This is a genomic window from Paenibacillus sp. RUD330 (assembly GCF_002243345.2).
In the GTDB taxonomy this organism is placed as follows: domain Bacteria; phylum Bacillota; class Bacilli; order Paenibacillales; family Paenibacillaceae; genus Paenibacillus_O.
Genome location: NZ_CP022655.2, coordinates 2,707,414 through 2,729,279, shown reverse-complemented (window position 1 = coordinate 2,729,279; position 21,866 = coordinate 2,707,414). Strand labels below are relative to the sequence as shown.

At 57.0% G+C, this 21,866-nt stretch carries 20 protein-coding genes and 1 pseudogene; 12 read left to right on the top strand and 9 right to left on the bottom strand.

All coding sequences use genetic code 11. From position 1 onward, the window contains the following. Positions 1–77: 77 nt before the first annotated feature. From CIC07_RS12385 to CIC07_RS12375, 3 genes are all read right to left on the bottom strand, one after another. Entirely contained in the window at positions 78–1,274 is a 1,197-nt protein-coding gene (locus CIC07_RS12385; protein ID WP_076355888.1) for an MFS transporter, read from the bottom strand. 717 nt (positions 1,275–1,991) lie between these two features. Then, on the bottom strand, positions 1,992–2,912 hold the full coding sequence (locus tag CIC07_RS12380; protein ID WP_157741905.1) for an ABC transporter permease: 921 nt from the start codon (positions 2,910–2,912) through the stop codon (positions 1,992–1,994). Beyond that, positions 2,909–3,784 carry an ABC transporter permease subunit gene (locus CIC07_RS12375; RefSeq protein ID WP_157741904.1) on the bottom strand — a complete coding sequence of 292 codons (876 nt, stop codon included), beginning with the start codon at positions 3,782–3,784 and terminating at the stop codon, positions 2,909–2,911. Before CIC07_RS12375 ends, CIC07_RS12380 begins: the two co-directional genes overlap by 4 nt. Before the next feature lie 176 nt (positions 3,785–3,960). Between CIC07_RS12375 and CIC07_RS12370 the strand changes: the two genes are divergently transcribed. The 3 genes from CIC07_RS12370 (at position 3,961) to CIC07_RS12360 (ending at position 7,922) form a co-directional block, all read left to right on the top strand. Then, on the top strand, positions 3,961–4,941 hold the full coding sequence (locus CIC07_RS12370; protein ID WP_076355890.1) for an aldo/keto reductase: 981 nt from the start codon (positions 3,961–3,963) through the stop codon (positions 4,939–4,941). A 3-nt stretch (positions 4,942–4,944) separates the two neighbouring features. Further along, a complete protein-coding gene (locus tag CIC07_RS12365) occupies positions 4,945–6,189 on the top strand; it encodes an MFS transporter (RefSeq protein WP_346775660.1) in 1,245 nt (414 codons plus the stop codon). A 155-nt stretch (positions 6,190–6,344) separates the two neighbouring features. Then, on the top strand, positions 6,345–7,922 hold the full coding sequence (locus CIC07_RS12360) for a copper amine oxidase N-terminal domain-containing protein (RefSeq protein ID WP_157741903.1): 1,578 nt from the start codon (positions 6,345–6,347) through the stop codon (positions 7,920–7,922). A 216-nt stretch (positions 7,923–8,138) separates the two neighbouring features. Here the strand turns inward: CIC07_RS12360 and CIC07_RS12355 are convergent, their stop codons facing one another. Then, positions 8,139–11,066 carry a glycoside hydrolase family 78 protein gene (locus CIC07_RS12355; protein WP_240923507.1) on the bottom strand — a complete coding sequence of 976 codons (2,928 nt, stop codon included), beginning with the start codon at positions 11,064–11,066 and terminating at the stop codon, positions 8,139–8,141. 145 nt (positions 11,067–11,211) lie between these two features. Here CIC07_RS12355 and CIC07_RS12350 point away from each other — a divergent pair, with 145 nt between their 5' ends. Then, complete coding sequence (locus CIC07_RS12350; protein WP_076355898.1) at positions 11,212–12,141, top strand: AraC family transcriptional regulator; 930 nt, start codon at positions 11,212–11,214, stop codon at positions 12,139–12,141. Between the two features lie 23 nt (positions 12,142–12,164). On the opposite strand, the gene CIC07_RS12345 is transcribed toward CIC07_RS12350, so the two are convergent. Then, positions 12,165–13,052, bottom strand: a complete 888-nt coding sequence (locus tag CIC07_RS12345; protein WP_076355900.1) for a helix-turn-helix domain-containing protein — start codon at positions 13,050–13,052, stop codon at positions 12,165–12,167. Positions 13,053–13,191: 139 nt separating this feature from the next. Here CIC07_RS12345 and CIC07_RS12340 point away from each other — a divergent pair, with 139 nt between their 5' ends. Next, a complete protein-coding gene (locus CIC07_RS12340) occupies positions 13,192–13,968 on the top strand; it encodes a phytanoyl-CoA dioxygenase family protein (RefSeq protein ID WP_076355902.1) in 777 nt (258 codons plus the stop codon). Here the strand turns inward: CIC07_RS12340 and CIC07_RS12335 are convergent. Next, positions 13,958–14,362, bottom strand: coding sequence for a helix-turn-helix domain-containing protein (locus CIC07_RS12335; protein WP_083687982.1), 405 nt, complete (start codon positions 14,360–14,362; stop codon positions 13,958–13,960). The two genes, CIC07_RS12340 and CIC07_RS12335, sit on opposite strands and share 11 nt — an antisense overlap. 2 nt (positions 14,363–14,364) lie before the next feature. Then, on the bottom strand, positions 14,365–14,793 hold the full coding sequence (locus tag CIC07_RS12330; RefSeq protein ID WP_234992914.1) for an AraC family ligand binding domain-containing protein: 429 nt from the start codon (positions 14,791–14,793) through the stop codon (positions 14,365–14,367). Positions 14,794–14,949: 156 nt separating this feature from the next. Between CIC07_RS12330 and CIC07_RS12325 the strand changes: the two genes are divergently transcribed. From CIC07_RS12325 to CIC07_RS12315, 3 genes are all read left to right on the top strand, one after another. Continuing rightward, positions 14,950–15,687, top strand: a complete 738-nt coding sequence (locus CIC07_RS12325) for a phytanoyl-CoA dioxygenase family protein (RefSeq protein WP_076355904.1) — start codon at positions 14,950–14,952, stop codon at positions 15,685–15,687. Between the two features lie 15 nt (positions 15,688–15,702). Then, positions 15,703–16,491 (top strand): xylose isomerase, encoded by a 789-nt coding sequence (locus tag CIC07_RS12320; RefSeq protein ID WP_076355906.1) that lies wholly within the window; start codon positions 15,703–15,705, stop codon positions 16,489–16,491. 77 nt (positions 16,492–16,568) lie between these two features. Then, positions 16,569–16,757, top strand: coding sequence for a hypothetical protein (locus tag CIC07_RS12315; protein WP_076355908.1), 189 nt, complete (start codon positions 16,569–16,571; stop codon positions 16,755–16,757). A gap of 72 nt (positions 16,758–16,829) precedes the next feature. Here the strand turns inward: CIC07_RS12315 and CIC07_RS12310 are convergent, their stop codons facing one another. After that, positions 16,830–17,642, bottom strand: coding sequence for a serine/threonine protein kinase (locus CIC07_RS12310; RefSeq protein ID WP_076355910.1), 813 nt, complete (start codon positions 17,640–17,642; stop codon positions 16,830–16,832). Between the two features lie 464 nt (positions 17,643–18,106). On the opposite strand from CIC07_RS12310, the pseudogene CIC07_RS25420 reads away from it, so the two are divergent. Beyond that, positions 18,107–18,326, top strand: a pseudogene (locus tag CIC07_RS25420) (SDR family NAD(P)-dependent oxidoreductase); the annotation flags it as partial. A 129-nt stretch (positions 18,327–18,455) separates the two neighbouring features. Here CIC07_RS25420 and CIC07_RS12305 read toward each other — a convergent pair. Further along, positions 18,456–18,692: a hypothetical protein gene (locus CIC07_RS12305; RefSeq protein ID WP_139334416.1), complete on the bottom strand. Its 237-nt coding sequence runs from the start codon at positions 18,690–18,692 to the stop codon at positions 18,456–18,458. Between the two features lie 288 nt (positions 18,693–18,980). Here CIC07_RS12305 and CIC07_RS12300 point away from each other — a divergent pair, with 288 nt between their 5' ends. The 3 genes from CIC07_RS12300 to CIC07_RS12290 all read left to right on the top strand — a co-directional run bounded on the left by CIC07_RS12300 (position 18,981) and on the right by CIC07_RS12290 (position 21,846). Continuing rightward, on the top strand, positions 18,981–20,057 hold the full coding sequence (locus tag CIC07_RS12300; RefSeq protein WP_076355914.1) for a glycoside hydrolase family 11 protein: 1,077 nt from the start codon (positions 18,981–18,983) through the stop codon (positions 20,055–20,057). A gap of 46 nt (positions 20,058–20,103) precedes the next feature. After that, on the top strand, positions 20,104–21,186 hold the full coding sequence (locus CIC07_RS12295; RefSeq protein WP_076355916.1) for a polysaccharide deacetylase family protein: 1,083 nt from the start codon (positions 20,104–20,106) through the stop codon (positions 21,184–21,186). Between the two features lie 276 nt (positions 21,187–21,462). Further along, positions 21,463–21,846, top strand: coding sequence for a VOC family protein (locus CIC07_RS12290; RefSeq protein ID WP_076355918.1), 384 nt, complete (start codon positions 21,463–21,465; stop codon positions 21,844–21,846). Positions 21,847–21,866 lie beyond the last annotated feature (20 nt).

The window sequence follows — 21,866 nt, the reverse complement described above, 5'->3', positions numbered from 1 at the left end:
GGAATGATTTCATCGGAGCCTCACGTATTTGCGGCATCACCTCCTCAACAACGACCTGCCGATTGAATCCGGAGCGCCTACAGCTCCTTGCCGGGCTGGATCAGGGGAGCGCTTCTAACCGCGGCGCTCCATTTGTCGGCCAGGCCAATAGACAGAAGCAGTACAGCGCTAAAGCCCGCAAACAGCCAGATCGTATGAATGGCGGCGCCTCGGGCCATGCTCCAGCCGATCAAATATTGCAGAACCGCACCGCCGATCCCGCCTGAAGCGATCAGGATGCTGGTCGTTTTCTCGGTCCGTCCGGGAATCAGCGTGTTGGCGTACACGAGAGCGATGGAGAACAGCCCCGACATGGACAGACCGACTCCGAACACGAGCAGATAGGGGGCCCACTCGCTGGATAGGATGGCCATGGCGGAAAGGAGCAGAAGCGTCCCGGCCGCGCTCCAGAACAAGAAAGGGATATACCGGATCGATTCCGCGATCCTCCCTACGAACAGCCGGCCGATCACCATGGCAGTCCACAGGATCGTGACGCTCAATGAAGCTTCGGAATTCTTGGCATGAATCGTTTCGATGAATAGAGAGGGGAGGAAATTCATGAGTCCCAGCTCCAAGCCCATATAGACGAAGAAGAAGGCCGCGAATAGAATCAGGATCCGAAGGCTCCTTCCTGAATACCGGAGCTTCCGATTTCCGGGTTCCGCCGCCCCGGCTTCAATGACACCTGCCGAGCCTGCGCCGGGCACCTTGCTCCAGAGCAGCAGCAGCAGGAAGGTCATGGCCGATAGGGTGAAAAAGGTGTAGCGCCAGAGATCAAAAAAGATGTACAGGCTGGCCAAAGCCGGAATCAGAAGCGCGCCGACACCGAAATAAACGTCCAGCTTGGTCATGGCAACCGCTTTTTGTTCCTCCGCGAATTCAATCGTGAAGGCTCCGATCGTGGATTCGATCATGCCGGAGCCGAAGCCTGCGGCGATGGTCATGATGAGCATCCAAGTCCAATGGGGCAGCAAGCCCATCACGAAATATCCGCCGGCAATGCATGCCAAGGCCAGCGTCAGCAGCCTCTTCCTTCCCAACCGGGCTGACATGACAGGAGACGCCATCACACCAGCCAAAAAGCCGAGAAACTGCAAAAACAACAACGTTCCGCCATCGCTGTACGAGCGATTGTAGGTGGTCAACAGCTGGGGCAAAAGAGTGCCTAAAACAACGCTGGTAACACCGATCAAGAAATAAAATCCGCAGCTTAAACCAAAAATCCTTTTCAACAATCAATCCTCCGCTCTTTTTTTATTTTACAAATGAATAACAATACGATTTGTTATTTCATTTCAAAACTAGTACGTATTGTACATTTAGAGCTAATCGGAATTATATAGACCGATTGAATCAAAATAAAAGGCGATTTTCATGTCGAAAAGAATCATAACCAGCGGAATTAACATCCGATAAATATTGCTGCTTCAAATGTTGTCGACTGAGCGCGAAATCCATGAAGCGAGCCTGCCTTCCAGCGTTCATGCCAACCTGAACGGCATTCATTAAAGAAAGAAGGCATCGCGGTTTCACCTCATGCCGGAGGCACAAAATGGAAGAAGAGCATCGATCTGGGACTGAAGGCTCTTGTGCCGTGTGGCCGGAGGACAGAATCGAAGCGAAAGGATAAAACCAGGTTGATTCGGATCGGAGCGCTGACGATGGCGACCGTCTTCGACAAAGGCGATGACGGTCCAAGCTTCGAGGGTCTCCGCCGGCAACGCTGCAGGCGGACCGCAGTCATGGTCTTGCATAGCGGAACAGACAAGAACTTTCATCGCATGCTGTCGAAGGCATGATGGGGAGTCGATGAAGCCCGCTTGAAAGGCTAAGTGCCGAAAAAGCGGATGCCCAGTGGGCATCCGCTTTTCGTTTCTTCTATGGATCTATAACAAGAAATCCTATGGAGCCATGACCAAGAAGAAGGTGGGCGTTCATGCGTGCAGCAGCTAAAGACGGGAGGGCTTCGTGTATTTTTGATTGAACAGGGCTTGAAGTCCTCTGGCAAGCAGCTGGAATCCCATAATCAGGACGAGGTAAGCGGCGAGAGGCACAAACAGGATCCATGGGTAGACGTCCAGGCTGCTCCGTCCGGCCGCGATGAGTCCGGCCCATTCGTTGGTGCGGCTGTTGTATTCGATCGGATCGAAGGTCATGACCGTACCTCCGACGAACAGATGGAAGATGGCCAATTGCCCGAACAGAGTCAAGACCAGCACGACTTCCTGGACGATCAGGATCAGGAAGCTGTCCTTCAAATGGGGAAAGAGATGCGCGCCGATCATTTTCCGATGACCCGTACCGATCGACCGGGCGGCGAGGATGAACGGCTTTTCTCGAATAAGCTCCGTTTTTTCCTTGATCGAGATGACGATCGACGGAATCCCGATGGCAGCAAGCACAATTCCCATCACCACGCATAAGAGAATCGGCGAGAGACTGGAGTTGATCGACAATCCGGCCAGCAGCAGCCAAACGACCAAGAAAATCGGAATCCCATTCAGCAGCTTCCAGGCTGTCGCCGGCTTTCTTCGTTTAGCGGACTTTTGGGCGAAATAGCCCAGCAGCATGCCTGTGATTCCGCCGAAAAACACTCGTGCAAAAGCGATCGAGACGGCCAGGAAAATCGTGTACTTGGCGCCAACCAATATGCGGGTCATAAGGTCATAGCCGTAAAAGTCGGTTCCAAGCGGGTACTCCTTGCCCGGAGCCAGCGGCGGCGCAACGATCGTTCCTTTTCCGCTGCTGTCGACTGCATAGTGAATTTTCAACGGCTCGTCCAATTCATGCTGGATAAAAAACGGGCCGAAAATGGCCGCGCCTATAATTGCGGTTGTGAGGACCAATCCTGCCAGCAGCGTTTTGTTCATCGAGACAACACCTTTTCCCATCCCCATAGATAAGTTTTCAGCAACGCGTAAATAACGGCATAAAGAACCAGCAGCGAGAGCAGTCCGTTCACCACAAGCGGGAATTGGTAGCCGCCCGATGAGTAGACATTGCTGAACAAGAGCATCGTCAGGCCGTGCAGATTATACAAATACTCCACGATGAAGATATTCCCGATCAGAATCCCCAGAAACTTATGCAGATCCGCTCTTATGAAAGGAAGCACATTGGGAAGAGCGTGATAGAAGACGATGTAGAGCTTCCTCAATCCGCGGGCTTTGGCAAAGCCGATATAATCTTCGGCCAGCGTATACGTCATCTGCATCGTTACGTTTCGGATCATATAGCTGGCCGGAATGAGAATCGACGATGCGAGGGGAAGCACGACCGCAGGCTCTTTGACCGATAAGGTCGCGATTTGAAAAAGGACGACTCCGGTTTTCGACGCTACGAATACGACCAGAAACTGAAGAAGGAGGATGGATACGAAATCGGGCATCGCCCCCGAAAACTCCACGATCCGCTTCAGCCATTCCGCACGGGACAACGAGAAATAGACTCCGATCAGGACGCCTATCGTCGTGCCGATCAGAGCGCCGCATGCGAGATAGCCGAATGAAATGCTAAAGTAGCTTCCGACCTGCTCCCAGAAGGAGAGCGTGTTCTGTCCGGATAGGAACCGGAAGGATTCGCCGGTCGCGATGCCGGAAACATAGTCCTTCATGCTTGCCGCGCTCTGAGGCCAATCGAGCCGGATGGAGTGGCTCCCGTCCGGCTGCAGCAAGAGAGGCAGCGCAGCCATGATCAAGACGAGGATGAAGACCATTGGAATGCTTAAAACAAATCGGTTCATTTTTGACATCGCTATCGCTGGATTCCCTTCCTATGGAAATTCCATTAAGTATATCTTTTAAAACCTGGAGAAGTCTAGATTTGTTTCCTTTCAACGGGAAGCCGTTTTTTGCTTGACTTGGAGTTGACTCCAAGGAGTAGAATTTCGGTAGACCCGGTGAAGGAGCGTGCTGACGAATGGACTATGCGAAACTTGGAAATACCGGCATGGATGTATCCCGGATTTGCCTGGGCTGCATGGGCTTTGGAATTGCCGAGCGCGGACATCATCAATGGGTGCTGGACGAAGAGAGGAGCCGGCCCGTGATCAAGCAGGCCCTGGAGCTCGGCATCAACTTTTTCGATACGGCCAATGTGTATGCGGACGGGACGAGCGAGGAGATCGTCGGTCGGGCTCTGAAGGATTATGCCAACCGAGATGAGGTTGTCCTGGCGACGAAGGTCCATTTCCGCATGCATCCAGGTCCGAACGGGGCTGGACTTTCCCGGAAGTCGATCATGAGTGAAATCGATAAGAGCCTGAAGCGGCTTGGAACCGATTACGTGGACCTGTACCAGATTCACCGCTGGGATCCCCATACGCCCATCGAAGAAACGATGGAAGCGCTGCATGACGTCGTCAAGGCGGGAAAGGCCAGATACATAGGCGCATCCGCTATGTATGCCTGGCAGTTTTCCAAAGCGCTGCATGTCGCCCGGAGCAATGGCTGGACCCGGTTTGTGTCCATGCAGAATCATTTGAACCTCATCTATCGCGAAGAGGAGCGGGAGATGCTTCCGCTCTGCAAGGAAGAGAAAATCGGCGTCATTCCTTACAGCCCGCTCGCCGGAGGAAGATTGACACGAGATCCTCGGCAAAGCACGCATCGATCCGAAACCGATTCGATCGCGAAGCAGAAATACGATGCGACATCGGATGCGGATCGATCGGTCATCGATCAGGTCGCGGCTCTCGCCGAACGGCACGGCGTTCCCCGCGTCCAAATCGCGCTAGCCTGGCTGCTGCAGAAGCAGCCCGTAACCGCTCCCATCGTCGGCGCGACGAAAATATCGCATCTCGAGGACGCTGCAGCCGCCCTGTCGGTCAGCTTGACGCCCGAAGAAGTGGCTTCGCTGGAGGAACCCTATGTGCCTCACCGGCTTGTCGGCCATCACTAATCCATGAAGTCGGACCGCCGGATCTGGACGGGGGTCCGTCTTTCTCCTAAAGCGCTTATGAGGTGGAGTACCGGCTTGGAGCGACTATGGACGAAACCCTTTCTTCTGATGACTATCGGAAATCTCTTTCTTTTTGTCGCCTTTTATATGCTGTATCCGACGCTGCCGCTGTTCATACAACAGTTCGGGGGCAGCGAAACGCAGGTAGGTTTGGCGATGGGCGCGTTCATGCTGTCCGCCGTTGTATTTCGTCCGATCGTCGGGGGGCTGCTGGACCGGTTCGGCCGGCGGCCGTTCATCATCTGGGGAATGCTGTTTTTCACTCTGGCTATGTATTTGTATACATGGGCGGGAGGGATGGCCGGGTTGATGGGGCTCAGAATTTTGCATGGCATGACTTGGGCGGTGTCAACGACTGCTGCCATTACGGCTGCGACCGACATGATTCCGGCCGAACGCCGCGGGGAAGGCATAGGCTGGTTCAGTACTTCCATGACGTTGGCCATGGCGATCGGACCGATGGCTGGCCTTTGGACTGCGGAGAGCTTGTCGTACGATTCGCTGTTTCTATTCGCCGCCGGCCTTTCGGCCGCAGCGATGCTGCTTATGGCAGGGGTGAAGATGCCTGTTCGAGCGCGGGCGGCCTCAAAAAGAATCGAGTGGATTGAAAAGCCGGTTTTGCCTATCGCTGTATCCGTCTTTTTTCTGTTTGTCGCTTACGGCGGCATTACGACGTTTGTTCCGCTGTTCGCCGCCTCTATTCAACTCAATTCCGGGGCATTCTTTCTGGCCTATGCCGCAGCGCTGGCGCTGATCCGTCCCTTTGCCGGAAAGCTGTCGGATCGGCGCGGGGAGGCTTTCGTCCTTGTACCTGCGATTCTCCTGACGGTTTGCGCCTTGATCGTCTTGAGCCTTTCGACCGGCTTGGCCGGCGTTCTCGTATCGGCTGTGCTGTATGGGGTCGGCTTCGGCTCGGCGCAGCCGGCGCTTCAAGCGGCAGCGCTGCGTTGGGCGCGGCCGGATCGTGCAGGAGCTGCGAATGCGACTTTATCGACCGCCAACGATCTCGGCATCGGGTTGGGAGCGATTATGCTCGGCTGGATTTCCCAGCAACTGAGCTTCCAGGCGCTGTTCGCGGTCAGCGCCGTGTCTGCTGCTTTTGCCTTGATCTTTTTCATTGCTTTCCGGAAACGTTCCTCAACCAGACAGCCGGCAAATGCCGATGCCGTCCCTTTTGAATCCGATTGAGGACAGCCTAAACAGGTTCTGATGCGGCCAAATGCGAAGATCGATGCCACCTTCCATCGACATCGCGATTGATGCTGAAAAAGCACTCTTCCATCTATATCCTCTTGTGATAGAATAATCTAGCATTCAGGAGAGATAAAGGGGAAATGTCGTCGATGAGAGAGTCAGGATGGAACAAAATCCGGAAAGCGTCCCTGTTCGGCCTATGCTTGCTCATGCTGACAGCCGCAGGCTGTCAGGCGGTTGGAGGCCTGGATATGAACGGCGCGATCGCAAAATCGTTTGCGACGCAATCCAGCGAAAGCCGGGGAAGCTTGATGCTGAGCGTGGATTTCAGCCGTTTCGCCTATGAAGATGTCAGCGCCCGCAACAAGCAGGCAATGAAGCTGCTGGAAAATCTGCAGGTACGCATCGATTCATGGAAACTCGAGAACGAAAAGCGTCAATCGCTTGACGGCGCGATGCTCTTAGGAAGCCGCAGCATCGGCTTTTCCGCGCAAGTGGATGAACAGCAAGCCGTTATCCGACTCGAAGGACTGAAAAAGCCCTTGGTCATCGCTATGGACGAAGAGGATTACAGCTATGGCGATAGCTTCAGCGCTTCCGCTGTCGGAATCGGCGGCTCGGCTGACCCGCTGCAATCCGCGCTGATCGGCCGCGAGCTGGTGGATAAGGCAGGAGGATTCTGGATCTCCAAGCTGCCGAATCCCGAGCGCCTCTCCGTGCTTCCGGTATCCGCTGCCGTATATGGCGGAGGCCAGGCAAGCTGGAAGGTAACGACAGAGTGGCAGGGCATGGAGCTTTGGGGCTGGCTCAAAAAATATGTGACGGAATTGGCGTCGGACCGCAGCGGCCTGAATGAGTCCATGAGCGCCCTGTACGATGTCATGCTGGCGCATCCCGAGCTTGGAGCGGCCGATGACAACGGCGAGCCTCTGTCCGCTGCCGGGAAGGAAGAGCTTGTCGCCAACGCTGTCGAGTCCATCAGCGACGGCCTTGCATCCGGCCTGGACAGCATGGATCAGGCGGAGGAGGAAGGGGATCTCGAGAAACTGTTTACGAAGGGCTCCTCGCTCAAGGCAGAGCTGCTGCTGGATTCCTCGCTGCATATCCGCAGCTTGAAAGCGGCTGCCGTATGGCAGCCGGAGCAAGCCACCGTGGAGCGGGAGAAGCTTCCCATCAACGGAATCAGCCTGGTCATCCAGCGGGAACAGTGGCGTATCGATGAAGAGGTGGCTGCGGACAAGCCGGATGCCGGCAAGGACAGCTGGACATCGGATCGCTGGGCGGACGCCCCGAGCTTCCGGATCATGCAGGACTTCGATAAAGGAAGCGCCGCCTACGAGATTCTCAAAAACGAGCTGCAAGCCGGACGGCAAAGAGCCATGTTCTATCCGTTCGGACCGGATTCGTTCATCCTGACGGCATCCGGCCAATCTCTGGTGCCTCTGAGAAGCGTCGCGGAACGCATGGGAGGAACGGTCGCGTACGATTCCTCGAAGAAGAAATGGAGCCTGCAGGATCCAGCGACCGGCAAGACGGCTTGGTTCCAAAAAGACAGCCGGTCGATTCAGATCAGCGGGAAGAGCTCAGAGCTGTCCTATCCGGCAAGCGTCGTGAGGGGCAGCCTGTACGTCCCGGCGAGGGATATTGCCCGCTTCCTCGGAGCCTCGATAAGCGTCGAGAAAGAAAGCTACACCCAATATGTCGCGCTTGAGCGCGAGGTCGGCTGAACGAGCCGCCGCTAAACGAACTGTTGCTGCGGGTCTGACCGGGGATTGACCACAGCTTTGACTCGCCGGTATGCAACCCATCGCCGATTGAGTATTTCATGGAATGACCAAGAACGCGTTCTGGGAACCGGACAAGCCTTTCATGGCTTCCGGAACCGAGCACGCGTTCTTTTGTTTGGGATGGGGCGTTATGGAGCCGGCGCGGCCAACGATCTTTCACATCCGCGCCGTCTTCAAATGCTCCACCTTACCGGTATGGCCTTCCGGCCATCGCACCTGAATGGCGATATCGGATGGAGCTTCCGCCCGAAGTGAAATCGAATTCCCTGCAACCCGCCAGCTGACGCTGATCTCGCCGCCGTCCGGCAGCGGCATGATGCCTTCGGCCCAGCTCAGGCCTGCGGGCTGGGGCGCGATCTCAACGGAACGCCAGCCTGCCGACAGCTTGCGGACGCCAAGAATGGACGCGCCGAGGAAATATCCGGGAGCGGCCGACCAGGCATGGCAGTGGCTGCGGGTAAGCAGATCGGGATTGGCGCGGTTCTCCGCGAAATCGGGATACATCTCCCAGCAGGTCGTCGCACCATGCTCCAGCATCCGGCCATAGTTGAGGCGGATGTCGTCCAGCATGAGCTCATGGCGGCCCAGCTTGGAGAGCGCTTCATAATAGAAGAAGCTCATGAACGGGCTGCCGATCTGGACCCATTGAGCCGGCGGCTCCGCCAGGTATCGCTCCAGAGCGGCCAAGCGCTCTCCTTCCGCCGCCTCGCACAGGTAGGCGGCGACTTGAGTCTGCATGCTGAAGATGGATGACCGCCTGCCGTCGGCATGGATGCAGTCCAGATAGGCCTGCTGCCGCTCATCCCAGAGGCTCTCGTTGACAGCGGCCTGCAGGGACGACGCTAGCTCCCGCCATCCATGGGCCGTGCCGGCTTCGCCTGCGGTTTCGGCCAGCCGGGCCGCCTGGCGAAGCGCCTTGATCATGAACAGGTTCTGATGGGTGACGATGCCCTCGCCGGGCTGGTCGATCGGAGCCCAGTCGAGCAGGTTCCAGCCCCGCATGTTCAGCAGTCCTGAGCTGTCAATGCGGGAGGAATAGGCCTCGATCGTCCGGCGGACATGCGGCAGGATCTCGCGGGCAAATTCCATGTCCGCCGTATGCTCCACGAACTCCTCGCAGGCGATGATCCAGAAGAACGTCCAGTTGGGAATGACGCTGCTCCAGCCGCTCGGCACCTGGTCCAGATACAGCGGCGTATCGGAGGCGGACCCCGGGACGAGGTTCAGGCAGCGCTTCACGATCTCTGTCGATCCGAACACATAGTAGTTGACCAGCGCCTCGTTGCGCGCGTCGCCTACCCAGAACACCTGCTCGTACGAAGGGCAATCGACGAACGTATCTTCCATGCAGAGCCTCGTCGTCCGGCGGCTGATGCTCCAGATCTCGTTCAGAAGGGCATCCGAGCAGCGGAAGCTGCCGTTGTCTGCTGCGGGATAAGAGCTTTGACGGAAATGAATCTCCTGCAGCAGGACGGGACGATCTGCCGCTCTTAGGGTCAGGATCAGGTAGCGGCAGCCCCGGCGGACGGGGGACAGATAACTCTGCCTGCCTTCGCGGCATATGTAGCGCAGCGTGTTGTCCAGTCCGTACGTATGCTGCCGGAAGCCATGCCGAATATGCTCGATACCGTAAATATCCACGACCGTACCAGCCGCAGCATCCAGCTCGAAGCCGATGAAGCCGGAGCGTTGCTCGCCGAGATCGATGACAAGCTCGCAGTCCCAGCCCGGGAACAGCGGCAGCTCGGCCGGCTCCGGCACAGGCAGCACGGCGTTCTGGAGCGAGGCCGGCACGGCCAGCCGCTCCTGCTCGCGCTGCCAGACGCTGAGCCCGAAGGCATCCTGCCCGGTAATCAGGCGGGGATCGATGCCGCGAAGCCAGCCTTTCAGCTCGGGATCGTCCATCGCTACCGCGCCTTCCTTGAGCCGCACATAGAGGAGATGATCCGTGTCCAGCTCTCTGCCTTCTTGATGATCGACATGCTTGACAGCGTCGAACGGTCCGATTGCGGCAAACGGAGCTGGCATGGAAATCACATCCGCCGCTGGTGAGCCTGTAGCAGAAGCGGAATACAGCTCTCCTCCGGGCGTTTGGGACGGAGCCGCCAAAGCGAACGGCACCTCCGCATCCACGCCGAGATGGAAGCTGCTTCCATGGTCGCCGGAGGTGACGTCGATGAGCAGCGTATGGGTTCCGGCTGCAAGCTCCAGATCGTAATAGCGTTCCGGCTGGACGCCCCGGTGCGCAACGATGGGGACGCCGTCCACGAGAATGCCCCCAGGCCGCGCTCCTCCGGGGAACCCGATCGTGACACGGCCCTTGTCCTCAAGCTGCAGGACAGAGGCGAGAAATCCGCAATAGCTTACGGGGTTGGCGTGGCCGACACTGTCCGGAACCATGATTGTCCGCAGGTCGATGGCAGCCATGAAGGCAGGAGGCTTGACTCGGCGCAGACCGGCAATCCGGGCAGGATAGCGGATCTCTTCCGTCAAGAACGGGATGTCGCGGGAAACGAGCTTTTTCCATGGCCCTTCTCCGGCAGCGCAGACAGCTGCCGCAGACGACCAGGCCATGAGCCGGGATGCTCCCGTCATCCAGCCCTCGTCCTGCCCGCGGGCATCGATGACCTCGGCGAACGCCTGCTGGCAGGACATCCGCGGCGAGCTGGGCAGCTGGCCTCCCAGCAGGGCGGTATCCCATTCCTCGCCGGTAGCCAGGCTGATCCCGCGGGGCGTCTCGAGCTCCGCGATGAGACCGCCTTGCCCGCGCAGGTAGCAGAAGTTCGAGATGCCGAAGTGGAGCACAAGCACGGCAATCGTGTTCCGACAGCCGGGATTCAGCAGGCGGCCGATATCGTAGCTGTCGTAGGACTGCTCCTCCGGCCAGGACCTCACCGGTCCGCGGCCGGCCAGGGCGCCGTTCACATAGAGGACGTAGCGGGAGTCGGCGCTGATGTGGAGGGCGGCTTCCTTCTCCGCAGAGGACGGGTGGTCGAAGCTGCGGCGGAAGCAGCGCCACTCATTCCGCGGACTCGCCTCCAAGCCTCCCCATATCCATTTGGCTTGCCAAGTGCGTTCGGTCATGATTTGCTCCTCTTCCTTTCGGGCTGGGATGGACAAGCATGGCATGCCGGCATTGTCTTTTTCTTATTGTAAGCGCAGGCATTTGCTGAAAAGGGGTTGATCCGGCCATATTTGTTGGTTATCCTGACAAAAAGGAGGGAGTCGGATGGCGCAGCAGTCGGTTGCGGTCACTCCGGCGCATCTGTTCTTCGACGACAATCGGCCTTACTATATCAACCGGGTATCGGAGTCGTTCGAGCTGCAGCTGCATCGGCATGAATTCACGGAGATTTGCCTGGTTATGGAGGGAGCTGGAGTGCATTATATCGGGGAGCAGTCCATGGATGTGCACGCCGGAGATGTCTTTGTCCTGCCGCTGGGTACCCCCCATGTGTTCCGGCCGAGATCGACATCGTCCAGGTATCCGCTCATGATCGGCAACTTCATCCTTGTTCCCGGGCAGGCGGAGGCAGCGCTGAGCAGCTTCCCGGGGCTGGAGGAGCTGCAGTCGGCCCGGAAGGCGCTCAATCTGCTGCCCGGCTCTCCGGAATGGTTCCGGCTGCGGGATGACAGGGGCGTCATCCGCCGCATCATGGAGGAAGGGCTGGAGGTGCTGCGGGATAAGCGGCCGGGAGGGACGGCACAGCTGCATGCTCTGTTCATCCTTCTGCTGGCGGAGCTGGAGGAGCACTGCCGTGGCGGGGCGAAAAGCCATAGCCTGGGCAGCAGGAGCCGCCCCGGAATCGAAGCCGTTATCCGCAAGCTGCGCAGCGATCCCGGCATCCCGTTCCGGGCGGAGGAGCTTGCCGGCGAGGCGGGACTTAGCGTCCGCCATTTCCACCGGCTGTTCGCCGAAACGGCCGGCAAGCCCTTCAGCCGCTTCGTGCAGGAGCTGCGCATCCGCGAAGCATGCCGCTTGCTCCGGAGTACCGCGATGGGCGTGGAGCAGATCGCGGAGGCATGCGGGTACCAGGACCGCAGCTTCTTCACGGTGCTGTTCCGGCGCCATACAGGGCTGAGCCCGCGGGAGTATCGGGAACGGCGGCAGCCCCGTTCGACTCAGCAGGCGGATCTTGAACGATGTGCCGAGAAATAAGCCGCTTCCGATGGAGGAACGGCTTATTCGGCATGCGCGGAACTCGCCGATCGGGCTCGCCGGCGGAATACGCCAGGCGGAGCATGCATCATGGACGCGAACGTGCGGGAGAAATAGTGGACGGAAGAAAAGCCGGCCATCTCGGCAATTTCTTTGATCGGCAGCTCGGATTCGTTCAGCAGGCGTGCCGCCTCGCGCACGCGCTCCCGGCGGATATAACCGGTGAAGCTCTCGTGGATGCCGCCTGAGAACAGCCTGGACAGATGGCGTTCGGACACATTGAGCATCGCCGCCATCTCAGGCAGCGGGAGAGGCTTCGACAGATTGTCTCGGATGTAGAGCTTGGCCCGGCGCAGAACCATGTTGTCGCGCGGCATGCCGGCCTTGAGCGAGGATGATTGCTCTCCGAACAGCCCAAGGAAAGACAGCAGAAGCGCGGAAGCGGCTGGCGCAACCGCGCTTTCCGGAAGATTGTGCCGCTCCTCATCGCGGAGCAGAAGCGATTCCCAGAGCAGCGCGGTCGGCGTGCGGGAGCCGTCCTCTACGCAGACTCGCTCAGCATCGGCCAGAGCGCGGAAGGCGGATAGCGTGTCCGGATCTGTTCTGGCTTCATCGGGCTCGAAAGCGACAAATAGAAGGCTGAGGCCATCTTCCGTGAGAATTTGATGCGTCGCGCCGGGACGGGAGAGAAACAGCGTTCCGCTCTTCAGCGCGTATGTCCTTCCATTGTCCGTATAGGTACCCGTCCCGCCGAGCACATAACAAGCCTCGAAAAAGGAATGCTTGTGAATCGGATTGCTGTGCAGCCGCTCGTCGGCTCCCCAATAGTAAATGACAAAGCGGGCATTGGGATGGATCGCTTCCATGATCCGGCTGTTCAGCATGGCATCGCTTGCCTGATATCGGTACATCGGTCTTGTCCTCCAGTATAGGTTGGCGTCAACGTGCAAAAACCAGACGCCTAATCGCAAAGACGTCCATCGTGGCTATGACTATGATTATAAGCAAGAAACGTTTCCTATCAATCTTTCCATTCAAGGAGGAGCATGCATGATCAGTCGGCGCGATGTGGATTTTTACAAAGAAAACGGGTATCTGCTCGTCAAAGGAGTTTTCAGCCAGACGGAAGTGGAGGAGATGCGGGGAGCGGTGGAGCGGATCATCCAGCGCGCCGCCCAGGCCAAGCGGGACGACAACTCCGCCTGGCAAGGCGACTTCCTGCCGCCGGCGGAGCTGAAGAAGCTGGTGCTCAAAGGCTTCCATGACGTCCATTATCATGAGGCCTGCTTCACGCTGGCTGTCGTGCACCCGAATATGACCGCGATCCTGTCGCAGCTCATCGGACCCGATGTCCAGCTCCACCATACGAAAATGCTCGTCAAGCCGCCGGAAAACGGAGCCGCCTTCCCTATGCATCAGGATTATCCTTATTTCCCTCATGCAAGGCATTCCATGCTGGCGGCCAGCGTGCACCTGGACATGGCGGACGAGAAGAACGGCTGCCTGAGGGTCGTGCCGGGCTCGCATGTGCAGGGCAGCCTGCCTCATGTCGGTTCTTACTATTTGAACCACAAGGAATACCCGATAGCGGAAGGACTGCCTTGCCCGGCGGAGGCAGGAGATGTGCTGTTCTTCAACTACTTGACGATCCACGGCTCGGACGCCAATCGCAGCGAGCGCACGCGGCGGAATGTGCTGTTCCAATACAAGGACGCTTCGGATGAGCCGACGGAAAATGTCCATATCGACTGGGGCTCCGGCCTTATGGTATGCGGGGGCAATCCACGGTTCGACAAGGCGAGGCCGGATTTCAGCATCAAGGAATAGAACGGCGGCAGCGGCTCGGCGGATGGCCGTATTTGCGCTTGAACATTTTTTCGAAATGAGTCAGCGTGTTGAAGCCCGAAGCGTAACAGATCTCGGACACGGGCAGTGACGATGCTTGCAGCAGCGACCGGGAAAATCCGAGGCGCAGGTCAAGCAGATGCTGCTGGAAGCCGACGCCGAGCTGCTGCCGGAAGCACTCGCTGAAATAATTCGGCGACAGGCTTGCAGCCTTGGCTGCTTCGCTGAGCGTCAGCGGCTCGCGGAAATGATGCTGGAGAAAGAAAAGCGCTTGCTGGATGCTGGGATGCAGGGGGGCCACTGCGGCTTCACCGCTGACGGCTGCCTCTCCATCCCGGCACAGCATCAGCAGCAGGCAGCCCAGCAGGTTCCTCACGATCAGCTCTCCGGTCCGGCTATTGCGGCTGTCCTCCTCATCCAGGATCGAGAACAGCTCTCCAGCCCGCGCGCATCAAGCTTCATCAGCACAGGCGACAGCATGCGGCCGCCGAATAGAAGCGTCCGGATCTCCTCCGGGATCATCGATTCCTTGAAGATCAGATTGTAGATCTTGAGCGTCGACGCTTCCAAAGGACGGATTTCGTGAAAATCGGCCGGAGTCAGCAGGAACAGCGTTCCCGCGCCGATCGCGATGTCCGCTCCGTTGACACTGTTGACTCCGTTGCCGGAGCGGACATAGGTCAGCTCATAAAATTCATGCCAATGCAGATGGCATGGCGTATCGAGCTCCTGCCGGAACAGGCAATGGGACGATTCCGCCATGTACTCATCGATCGTCAAGCGATCCGGATGCTCCTTCAGCTCCATGACGGAATCAGCTCCTTCGTTTCATTTATCCGGATTATACCGGAAGAGCGGAAAGACCGGAAGATATGCGTATCATTTCGTAAGCGAGAAGGAGAGGCGGAGCGGGCGGCAGAGCTACAATAAGCTCGAAGCCAACTCAAGGGAGGAAGTCATGTCATGGAATATGCTGAATGGAGTCAAGAAGAAGTCGAGCGTTACCGGGAGCGCGGTTATGTGCTTCATAAGAAGCCGCTGTTCAGCTCCGAAAAAATGCGTACGCTGACGGATATTTTCGAGGAACAGCTCGCCATGAAAGGCAGCAGGCTGTCCGATGAGCTGGACACGCCCCATTTCCGCGACGAGCGGCTGCTCGACTTCCTGCTCAGCGATGAAGTCCTCGATCTTGTCGAGCCGATCATCGGCCCCAACATCGGACTGTGGTCCAGCCACTTCATCTGCAAAGACCCCTACGTCGGCCGGGCGACTCCATGGCATGAAGACTCCGCCTACTGGAAAGGCCGGCTGAGCTCTTTCGACAAGATCGTTACGGTATGGCTGGCCATAGACCGAAGCTCGAAGGAGAACGGCTGCATGCGGGTGCTTCCCGGCACGCACGGCAACGGATTCTCGGATTATGAAGCGATCGACGGGACCAAGAATACGTTCTCGACCCAAATCAAAAACGTGGACGAGTCGAATGCGGTTTATTTCGAGCTGGAACCGGGTGAATGCTCCTTGCACGATTCCAGGATCATCCACGGAGCAGCCGCGAATACAAGCGAATTCCGCAGATGCGGATATACGATGCGCTATTTTTCTACCGAAGCGGAAGTATATCCCGATAAAAATCCGGGCTTCAAAATATGGCTGGCAAGAGGCGTGAATAAGGCCGGGAGCCAGTTCGTTAACGAATGAAGGAGTGGGGATGCAATGGAAATCAAGCTATTCCAAGCGTTATGGGGATTGGAGGGAAGGGTTTCCGAGCTGATGAAGCGGGCTGCCGGTGACGGGTATGCGGGAATCGAGGCTCCGCTGCCTCCGGTCGGCATGGAGGAGGAATTCAAGGAGCAGCTTTCTGCACACGGGTTGTCCTTTATTGCCCAGATCGTCACATCCGGGAACCACTCGGCCTCTTTCGCCGCCCAGGCGGAACGCGCCGCAGCCTTCGGTCCGGTGCTGATCGTTTCCCATAGCGCCAGAGACTTCATGCCCTTTCGGGAGCAGCTCCTATTCTTCGAAGGCGCGCTCAAGGTGGAGCGCTCGATCGGCATTGCAGTCGGTCATGAGACGCATCGCTCCAGAGCGATGTTCACGCCTTGGAATACGTCGGCGCTTCTCAGGGAACTGCCCGATCTTGCCATCACGGCGGATTTCAGCCATTGGTGCTGCGTAACCGAAACCATGCTCGAGGAGTTTGAAGAGGATCTGCGGCTGGCCATCGAGCGGACGGTGCATATCCATGCCCGGCTCGGCCATCCGGAAGGTCCCCAGGTCGCCCATCCGGCAGCTCCCGAAAACAAGGATGTCCTTCAAGCCTTCAAGAAATGGTGGGGGGCTGTCCTGGCCGAAAGAGCCCGCAACGGCGCGGGCCTGACTACCGTAACGCCGGAGTTCGGTCCGGCCGGTTACATGCCGTCGCTTCCGTTCACGCGCCAGCCGGTAGCCGATCTTCGGGAGGTCAACGACTGGATGGCAGGCTGGTTCAGAGAAGCGTTTTGATCGGCTCCGCGCGAACATGTTGAAACCAAGCTGCCGACTATGCGTAGTACGGATAAATCCAAAGGAGGAATGAAGACATGATCAAACGTTTGATCAATAAACTGTTAGGATCAGCCCAGCATTCCAAGCATGGACGCCATCGGTACAGCTCGAGCGGCGGGAAAAAACAATACGGCCACAGCCGGCTCAGCTCATCCGATCAGGCGTATGGACATAAAAACAACGGCCACAGCTATTACAAGAGCCGCAAAAGAAGCTCAAGCTGAATCATCTACATCTGCATCAGCCCCTGCAAGCTTCATCCTGCATGCCCCAGCCAACCGTACACCGGTTGGCTTTTATATTTCCGAATGCGGATTCCGACATCGCTCCAGATCGCCAATGAAGGCATCGATGCCCTCATAAGGAGCTTCAATGTGCAGAAGCCTGCGAAGTAGATGCCTGGCCCCGGGAGTCAGATCCAGCTCTTGCTCCCATCCCTTGTCGGCCATCTCTGCCGGATGATAGCTTGAATACAGCATGAATAGAAGCAAATGGCCCATATCCGACAGATCGGCTGCGGGATCAGCGTCTTGAGCCAGCCTGACGCCTGACCGGAAAGGCGGCACCAGCGCCGCCGCTTCGCCGATCCGCCTGGCCAAGCCGAAGTCGATCAGATGAATTCGATTCCCGTCGGCAATGACATTAGGGATGCGGATATCGAGATGAACATACCCTTGCCGGTGGACATAAGCGACAATCTCCGTCAGCTTGCCGATGAAATCCAGAGCTTCTCTTTCCGAAAACAGCCGGCCCCGCTCAAAGATCAGCTCCTCGACCGTCTGGCCTCCGGCAAACTCGCTTGCCATAAAGAGCCGGTTCTTATCGTCGAACAAGTCCCGGACGCGAGGAATGGACGGATGGCGCAGCTTGGCCAGCACCGTCATCTCCCGCCGCAGCAGCTCCCGTCCGAGCTCACCCTTGCTCGGCTTGGCTTGCTTTATCGCCACTTGTTGTCCCGACTGCAGATCCAGGCAGCGATAGGTCAAGCCGTAGCTTCCGATGCCGAGCAGCTGGATTATGCGGTATCGGTCCGCAATGACATCGCCATTCTGTAGGGGATAATCGATCCAAGCCAGATAAAAACCTCTTACATGCTCCAATATGTTCATGTCCATCTCCTCATCGGCCAATGACAGCGTTATTCCCGTTTCTTAGTGGGCGGAGCATGGCGGCAGGGCACGCCAGCTCTCGATCCGCAGCGGTTCAACCGGGATTTCTTTATATACGGGACAGAGAAGATTCCGTTCTGTGGAATGGGGAAGACGTAACCATCTGGAACGATGCGGTGATGGACCATGGACCGGAGTGTTGGAGCGTGGTAGACACGTAAACCTAATGATGAGTAGGGTTAGGGATGCTTGAGCTTGGCCGGCAGCTGCCAAAGGCGGCTGCCCATACCCGGAAACGAACGAGACCACTCTAGGCGCGTCGGACAAGAACGTTGTCGCATCAGGCTAGTTACCGAACCATCCAAGCAAGGCAAGATGAATCCCTGTCCGGAGCACAGAAACGACAATAAGGGAGTTTTTCCAAATGGATATGGGATTGAAACATAAAACGGCTTTAGGTACGGGAGATGCCGCAGTACAGGATGACCTAATCCATGCTGCTGTCCTTGTCCAAAAGCTTGTCCAAATTGACGAGAGGAGCGGAAGTCGCCGTCAAACACGATCATGCCGGGACCAACCCTCTCGGAAAAGGTGCAGGAAATCTCCTCAACCGTATATCGGCTCTCTATGATGTCCTTCGCGGAAAAAGAGATCGACTTCATGACGAACAATCTGCCCCAATCGGTGCCGACTATTTTCTAACGCCCGCCCGCTAAGATGTACCGATCTCCAAATCCAGTTCCGTGCATCCATTTCACCCGCATTCCTAAAAGGAATGCGGGTGATTGCATGTCAAGGGCCTATCGGCTGTTGCTAGGTTCCGGAGGCTTCACGGCTTCTTCGTTCTTCTTCGAGACTTTGCAGCTCTTCTTCCGCTTTGATGATCGAGAAGTAGCCGAACAGATCTCCGATCACATTCAAGGTGAGTCCGATTTTAGCTAAGTCCAAGGAGGAGAGTTCGTTGGTCAATAAGGTATTTTGTCTGGGTTTGGCCACATCATCACCCCATGAGTCCATTTTTCTCCAACATATGCCGGTGCTGTCCTGCATTCCTATGTGGCTGCCCAATCGCAGCATATATTGATGGCCAGCGACCTAAGTCAACCGGAATACAAGCGGCAAGAACGGACCTGATGCATCATGCCGGAGAAAAGGCTAAGCTTTTTAGGGTATCATCTAAGCTTTTCTAAGTGATAAAAAAAGGAACCCTTTGATAATATTAGAAATGTAATCGCTTTCACTTAATATGAAAAGGATGTGGTGGCGGAGGCCAGCAGCGGCCTGCCTATCTTCCAGGCGATACCGACCTGCATGTTACCAAAAAAAGGAGGAAGACTTATGAAACCAAGATCGACGAAATTCCTGCTATCGATGTTCATCTGCTTCGTGCTTGCCTTGCCTGCAGGAATCGCACAAGCGGCCACAACGATTACTTCGAACCAGACAGGCACCCAGGACGGATACGACTATGAATTGTGGAAGGATTCCGGCAATACAAGCATGACGCTCAATAGCGGCGGCACGTTCAGCGCCCAGTGGAGCAACATCAACAACGCGTTGTTCCGCAAAGGCAAGAAATTCGACTCGACGAAGACATACGCCCAGCTGGGCAACATTTCAATCAACTACAACGCCACGTTCAATCCCGGCGGCAACTCCTACCTGTGCGTCTATGGATGGACGAAGGATCCGCTCGTGGAATATTACATCGTCGACAACTGGGGAACCTATCGCCCGACCGGCACCTTCAAGGGAACCTTCTCCGTTGACGGGGGAACGTATGACATCTACGAGACGACCCGGGTCAACCAGCCGTCCATTATCGGAACGGCTACGTTCAAGCAGTACTGGAGCGTCCGGCAGACGAAGCGTACGGGCGGCACGATCTCGGTCAGCGAGCACTTCAAAAAATGGGAAAGCCTAGGCATGCCGATGGGCAAAATGTATGAAGTCGCGCTTACGGTCGAGGGCTATCAGAGCAGCGGAAGCGCGGATATTACGAGCCATACCCTTACGATCGGCGGGAGCGGCGGTGGAGGCGGAACTCCCGGCACAGCTGCCCGAACAGAAGCCGAGTCGATGACGAAAGGCGGCTCATACACTTCCGCCATCAGCTCGCCGTTCACGGGAGTCGCTTTGTACGCCAACAACGACCTGGTGAAGTACACGCAGAATTTCACGACCGGCACCCACAGCTTCTCCCTCCGCGGCGCTTCGAGCAACTCGAACATGGCCAAGGTGGATTTGAAGATCGGCGGCGTGACAAAAGGAACCTTCTACTTCGGAGGCAGCAATCCTGCGGTCTATACCATCAGCAATGTCAGCCATGGAACCGGCAATCAAGAAATACAGCTCGTCTGCACATCCGATGACGGAACTTGGGATGCTTACTTGGATTATCTGGAGATCAGTTAGGATCACGGCAACCAAACGATCCATTCCAAATCGGAGGTGTTGATCCATGCTCAAGGCCAAGGCGGCTGCAGCTAAATGGGCAGCGGTCGGAACGCTTGTCGTATCTCTTCTTACGGGTTCACTGGCGATGTCGGGCAACGAGGCGTTCGCAGCCGATTGCTCAAACGGTTATGTAGGCTTGACGTTCGACGACGGTCCGAATCCGAGCAACACGACAACGCTGCTGAACGCGCTGAAACTAAACGGCTTGCGTGCGACCCTTTTCAACCTGGGACAGAATGCGCAGAACTATCCGTCGCTCGTACGCGATCAGCAGGCGGCAGGCATGTGGATAGGCAACCACTCCTGGTCGCATCCGCATATGACGCAGCTCAGCGGCGCACAGATGGCATCAGAAATCACAAGCACGCAGCAGGCCATCCAGACCATCACCGGAGCGGCGCCGAAGCTGTTCCGTCCGCCTTACGGAGAGACCAATGCGGCTTTGAAGTCCATCGAAGCTCAAAATGGACTTACGGAAGTGATCTGGAACGTCGACTCCCAGGACTGGAACGGAGCCACGGCCGCACAGATCGCCGCCGCAGCGGGACGGCTGCAAAACGGCGATGTCATCCTGATGCATGACCAATATCAGACCACGATCCAAGCGATCCCGCAAATCGCGCAAAACCTCAAAAGCCGAGGACTATGCTCCGGCATGATCTCGACGAGCACAGGGCGGGCAGTCGCGCCCGACGGGGGAGGCGGAGGCGGTACGCCAGGTACAGGCACGAAGGTGGAAGCGGAGAGCATGACCAGAGGGGGACAGTACGCCTCAACGATCAGCTCGCCGTTCTCGGGCGTCGCTTTGTACGCCAACAATGACCTGGTGAAGTACACGCAGAATTTTACGAGCGGAACCCATACGTTCTCTCTCCGCGGCGCTTCGAGCAATTCTGCGATGGCCAGGGTCGACTTGAAGATCGGCGGCGTGACGAAGGGGAGCTTCTACTTCGGAGGCAGCAGCCCAGCCGTCTATACGCTGAGCAATGTCAGCCATGGAACCGGCAATCAAGAAATTCAGCTTGTATGCACAACCGACAATGGGACATGGGATGTATATCTGGATTACTTGGAAATCAGCGGATGAGATAGGGGATCTGCATGAAAGGAAGGATTAGATTCTAGATCGTGGGTTGGACACCGTCCCGGCGAGCTTTCGCCGGGATTTTTCATGTTCATCTAGCCATGAGAATATAGGGTTCATTAATAAGCGTTCCGGATGAGGCAAAGGAAATCGATGGCGCCGTGGAGAAATGAATGGTCATACGAGTCGGCCCAGACACGCCGATTGAGCGGGAAGAGGCCATGAGGATGCGGCCAAGGCATGCCAATGGGCGGGTGGGGGCTATGAGGAGGCGAATCCATGTTTGAGTATGAGCATCTGCATCATGTCAGCCTATCAGTCCGGAATTTGGAGCAGGCGCACAAGTTTTATTCCGGGCTCCTGGGCTTCAGGCAGCTCCAGCGGCCGCCGTTCGATTCCAAGGGAGCTTGGTACGAAGTCGGCTCGCAGCAGCTTCATCTGCTGGAGAATCCTCAAGGAGAGACGCTGCGGCGGGGGCCGATCGACACGATCGACGGGCATTTCGCCATATGGGTGAGAAGCTTCGCGAACACGATCGCCGAACTCGAGGCAAAGGGAATTCCTTATGAAGCCAGGCCAGACAGCCTGGCGGGATTCTCGCAAATATTCGTGCTCGATCCGGACCACAACATCATTGAGTTCGACGCCGCTTACGGCTCTTGATTGGATTGGGGTACAACCGA

Bases quoted from the DNA above. Each gene is read 5' to 3' on its own strand.
- CIC07_RS12380 (WP_157741905.1), bottom strand. From the start codon at position 2,912: ATGAACAAAACGCTGCTGGCAGGATTGGTCCTCACAACCGCAATTATA.
- CIC07_RS12375 (WP_157741904.1), bottom strand. From the start codon at position 3,784: ATGAACCGATTTGTTTTAAGCATTCCAATGGTCTTCATCCTCGTCTTG.
- CIC07_RS12370 (WP_076355890.1), top strand. From the start codon at position 3,961: ATGGACTATGCGAAACTTGGAAATACCGGCATGGATGTATCCCGGATT.
- CIC07_RS12365 (WP_346775660.1), top strand. From the start codon at position 4,945: ATGAAGTCGGACCGCCGGATCTGGACGGGGGTCCGTCTTTCTCCTAAA.
- CIC07_RS12360 (WP_157741903.1), top strand. From the start codon at position 6,345: ATGAGAGAGTCAGGATGGAACAAAATCCGGAAAGCGTCCCTGTTCGGC.
- CIC07_RS12355 (WP_240923507.1), bottom strand. From the start codon at position 11,066: ATGACCGAACGCACTTGGCAAGCCAAATGGATATGGGGAGGCTTGGAG.
- CIC07_RS12350 (WP_076355898.1), top strand. From the start codon at position 11,212: ATGGCGCAGCAGTCGGTTGCGGTCACTCCGGCGCATCTGTTCTTCGAC.
- CIC07_RS12345 (WP_076355900.1), bottom strand. From the start codon at position 13,052: ATGTACCGATATCAGGCAAGCGATGCCATGCTGAACAGCCGGATCATG.
- CIC07_RS12340 (WP_076355902.1), top strand. From the start codon at position 13,192: ATGATCAGTCGGCGCGATGTGGATTTTTACAAAGAAAACGGGTATCTG.
- CIC07_RS12330 (WP_234992914.1), bottom strand. From the start codon at position 14,793: ATGGAGCTGAAGGAGCATCCGGATCGCTTGACGATCGATGAGTACATG.
- CIC07_RS12325 (WP_076355904.1), top strand. From the start codon at position 14,950: ATGGAATATGCTGAATGGAGTCAAGAAGAAGTCGAGCGTTACCGGGAG.
- CIC07_RS12320 (WP_076355906.1), top strand. From the start codon at position 15,703: ATGGAAATCAAGCTATTCCAAGCGTTATGGGGATTGGAGGGAAGGGTT.
- CIC07_RS12315 (WP_076355908.1), top strand. From the start codon at position 16,569: ATGATCAAACGTTTGATCAATAAACTGTTAGGATCAGCCCAGCATTCC.
- CIC07_RS12310 (WP_076355910.1), bottom strand. From the start codon at position 17,642: ATGAACATATTGGAGCATGTAAGAGGTTTTTATCTGGCTTGGATCGAT.
- CIC07_RS12305 (WP_139334416.1), bottom strand. From the start codon at position 18,692: ATGCAGGACAGCACCGGCATATGTTGGAGAAAAATGGACTCATGGGGT.
- CIC07_RS12300 (WP_076355914.1), top strand. From the start codon at position 18,981: ATGAAACCAAGATCGACGAAATTCCTGCTATCGATGTTCATCTGCTTC.
- CIC07_RS12295 (WP_076355916.1), top strand. From the start codon at position 20,104: ATGCTCAAGGCCAAGGCGGCTGCAGCTAAATGGGCAGCGGTCGGAACG.
- CIC07_RS12290 (WP_076355918.1), top strand. From the start codon at position 21,463: ATGTTTGAGTATGAGCATCTGCATCATGTCAGCCTATCAGTCCGGAAT.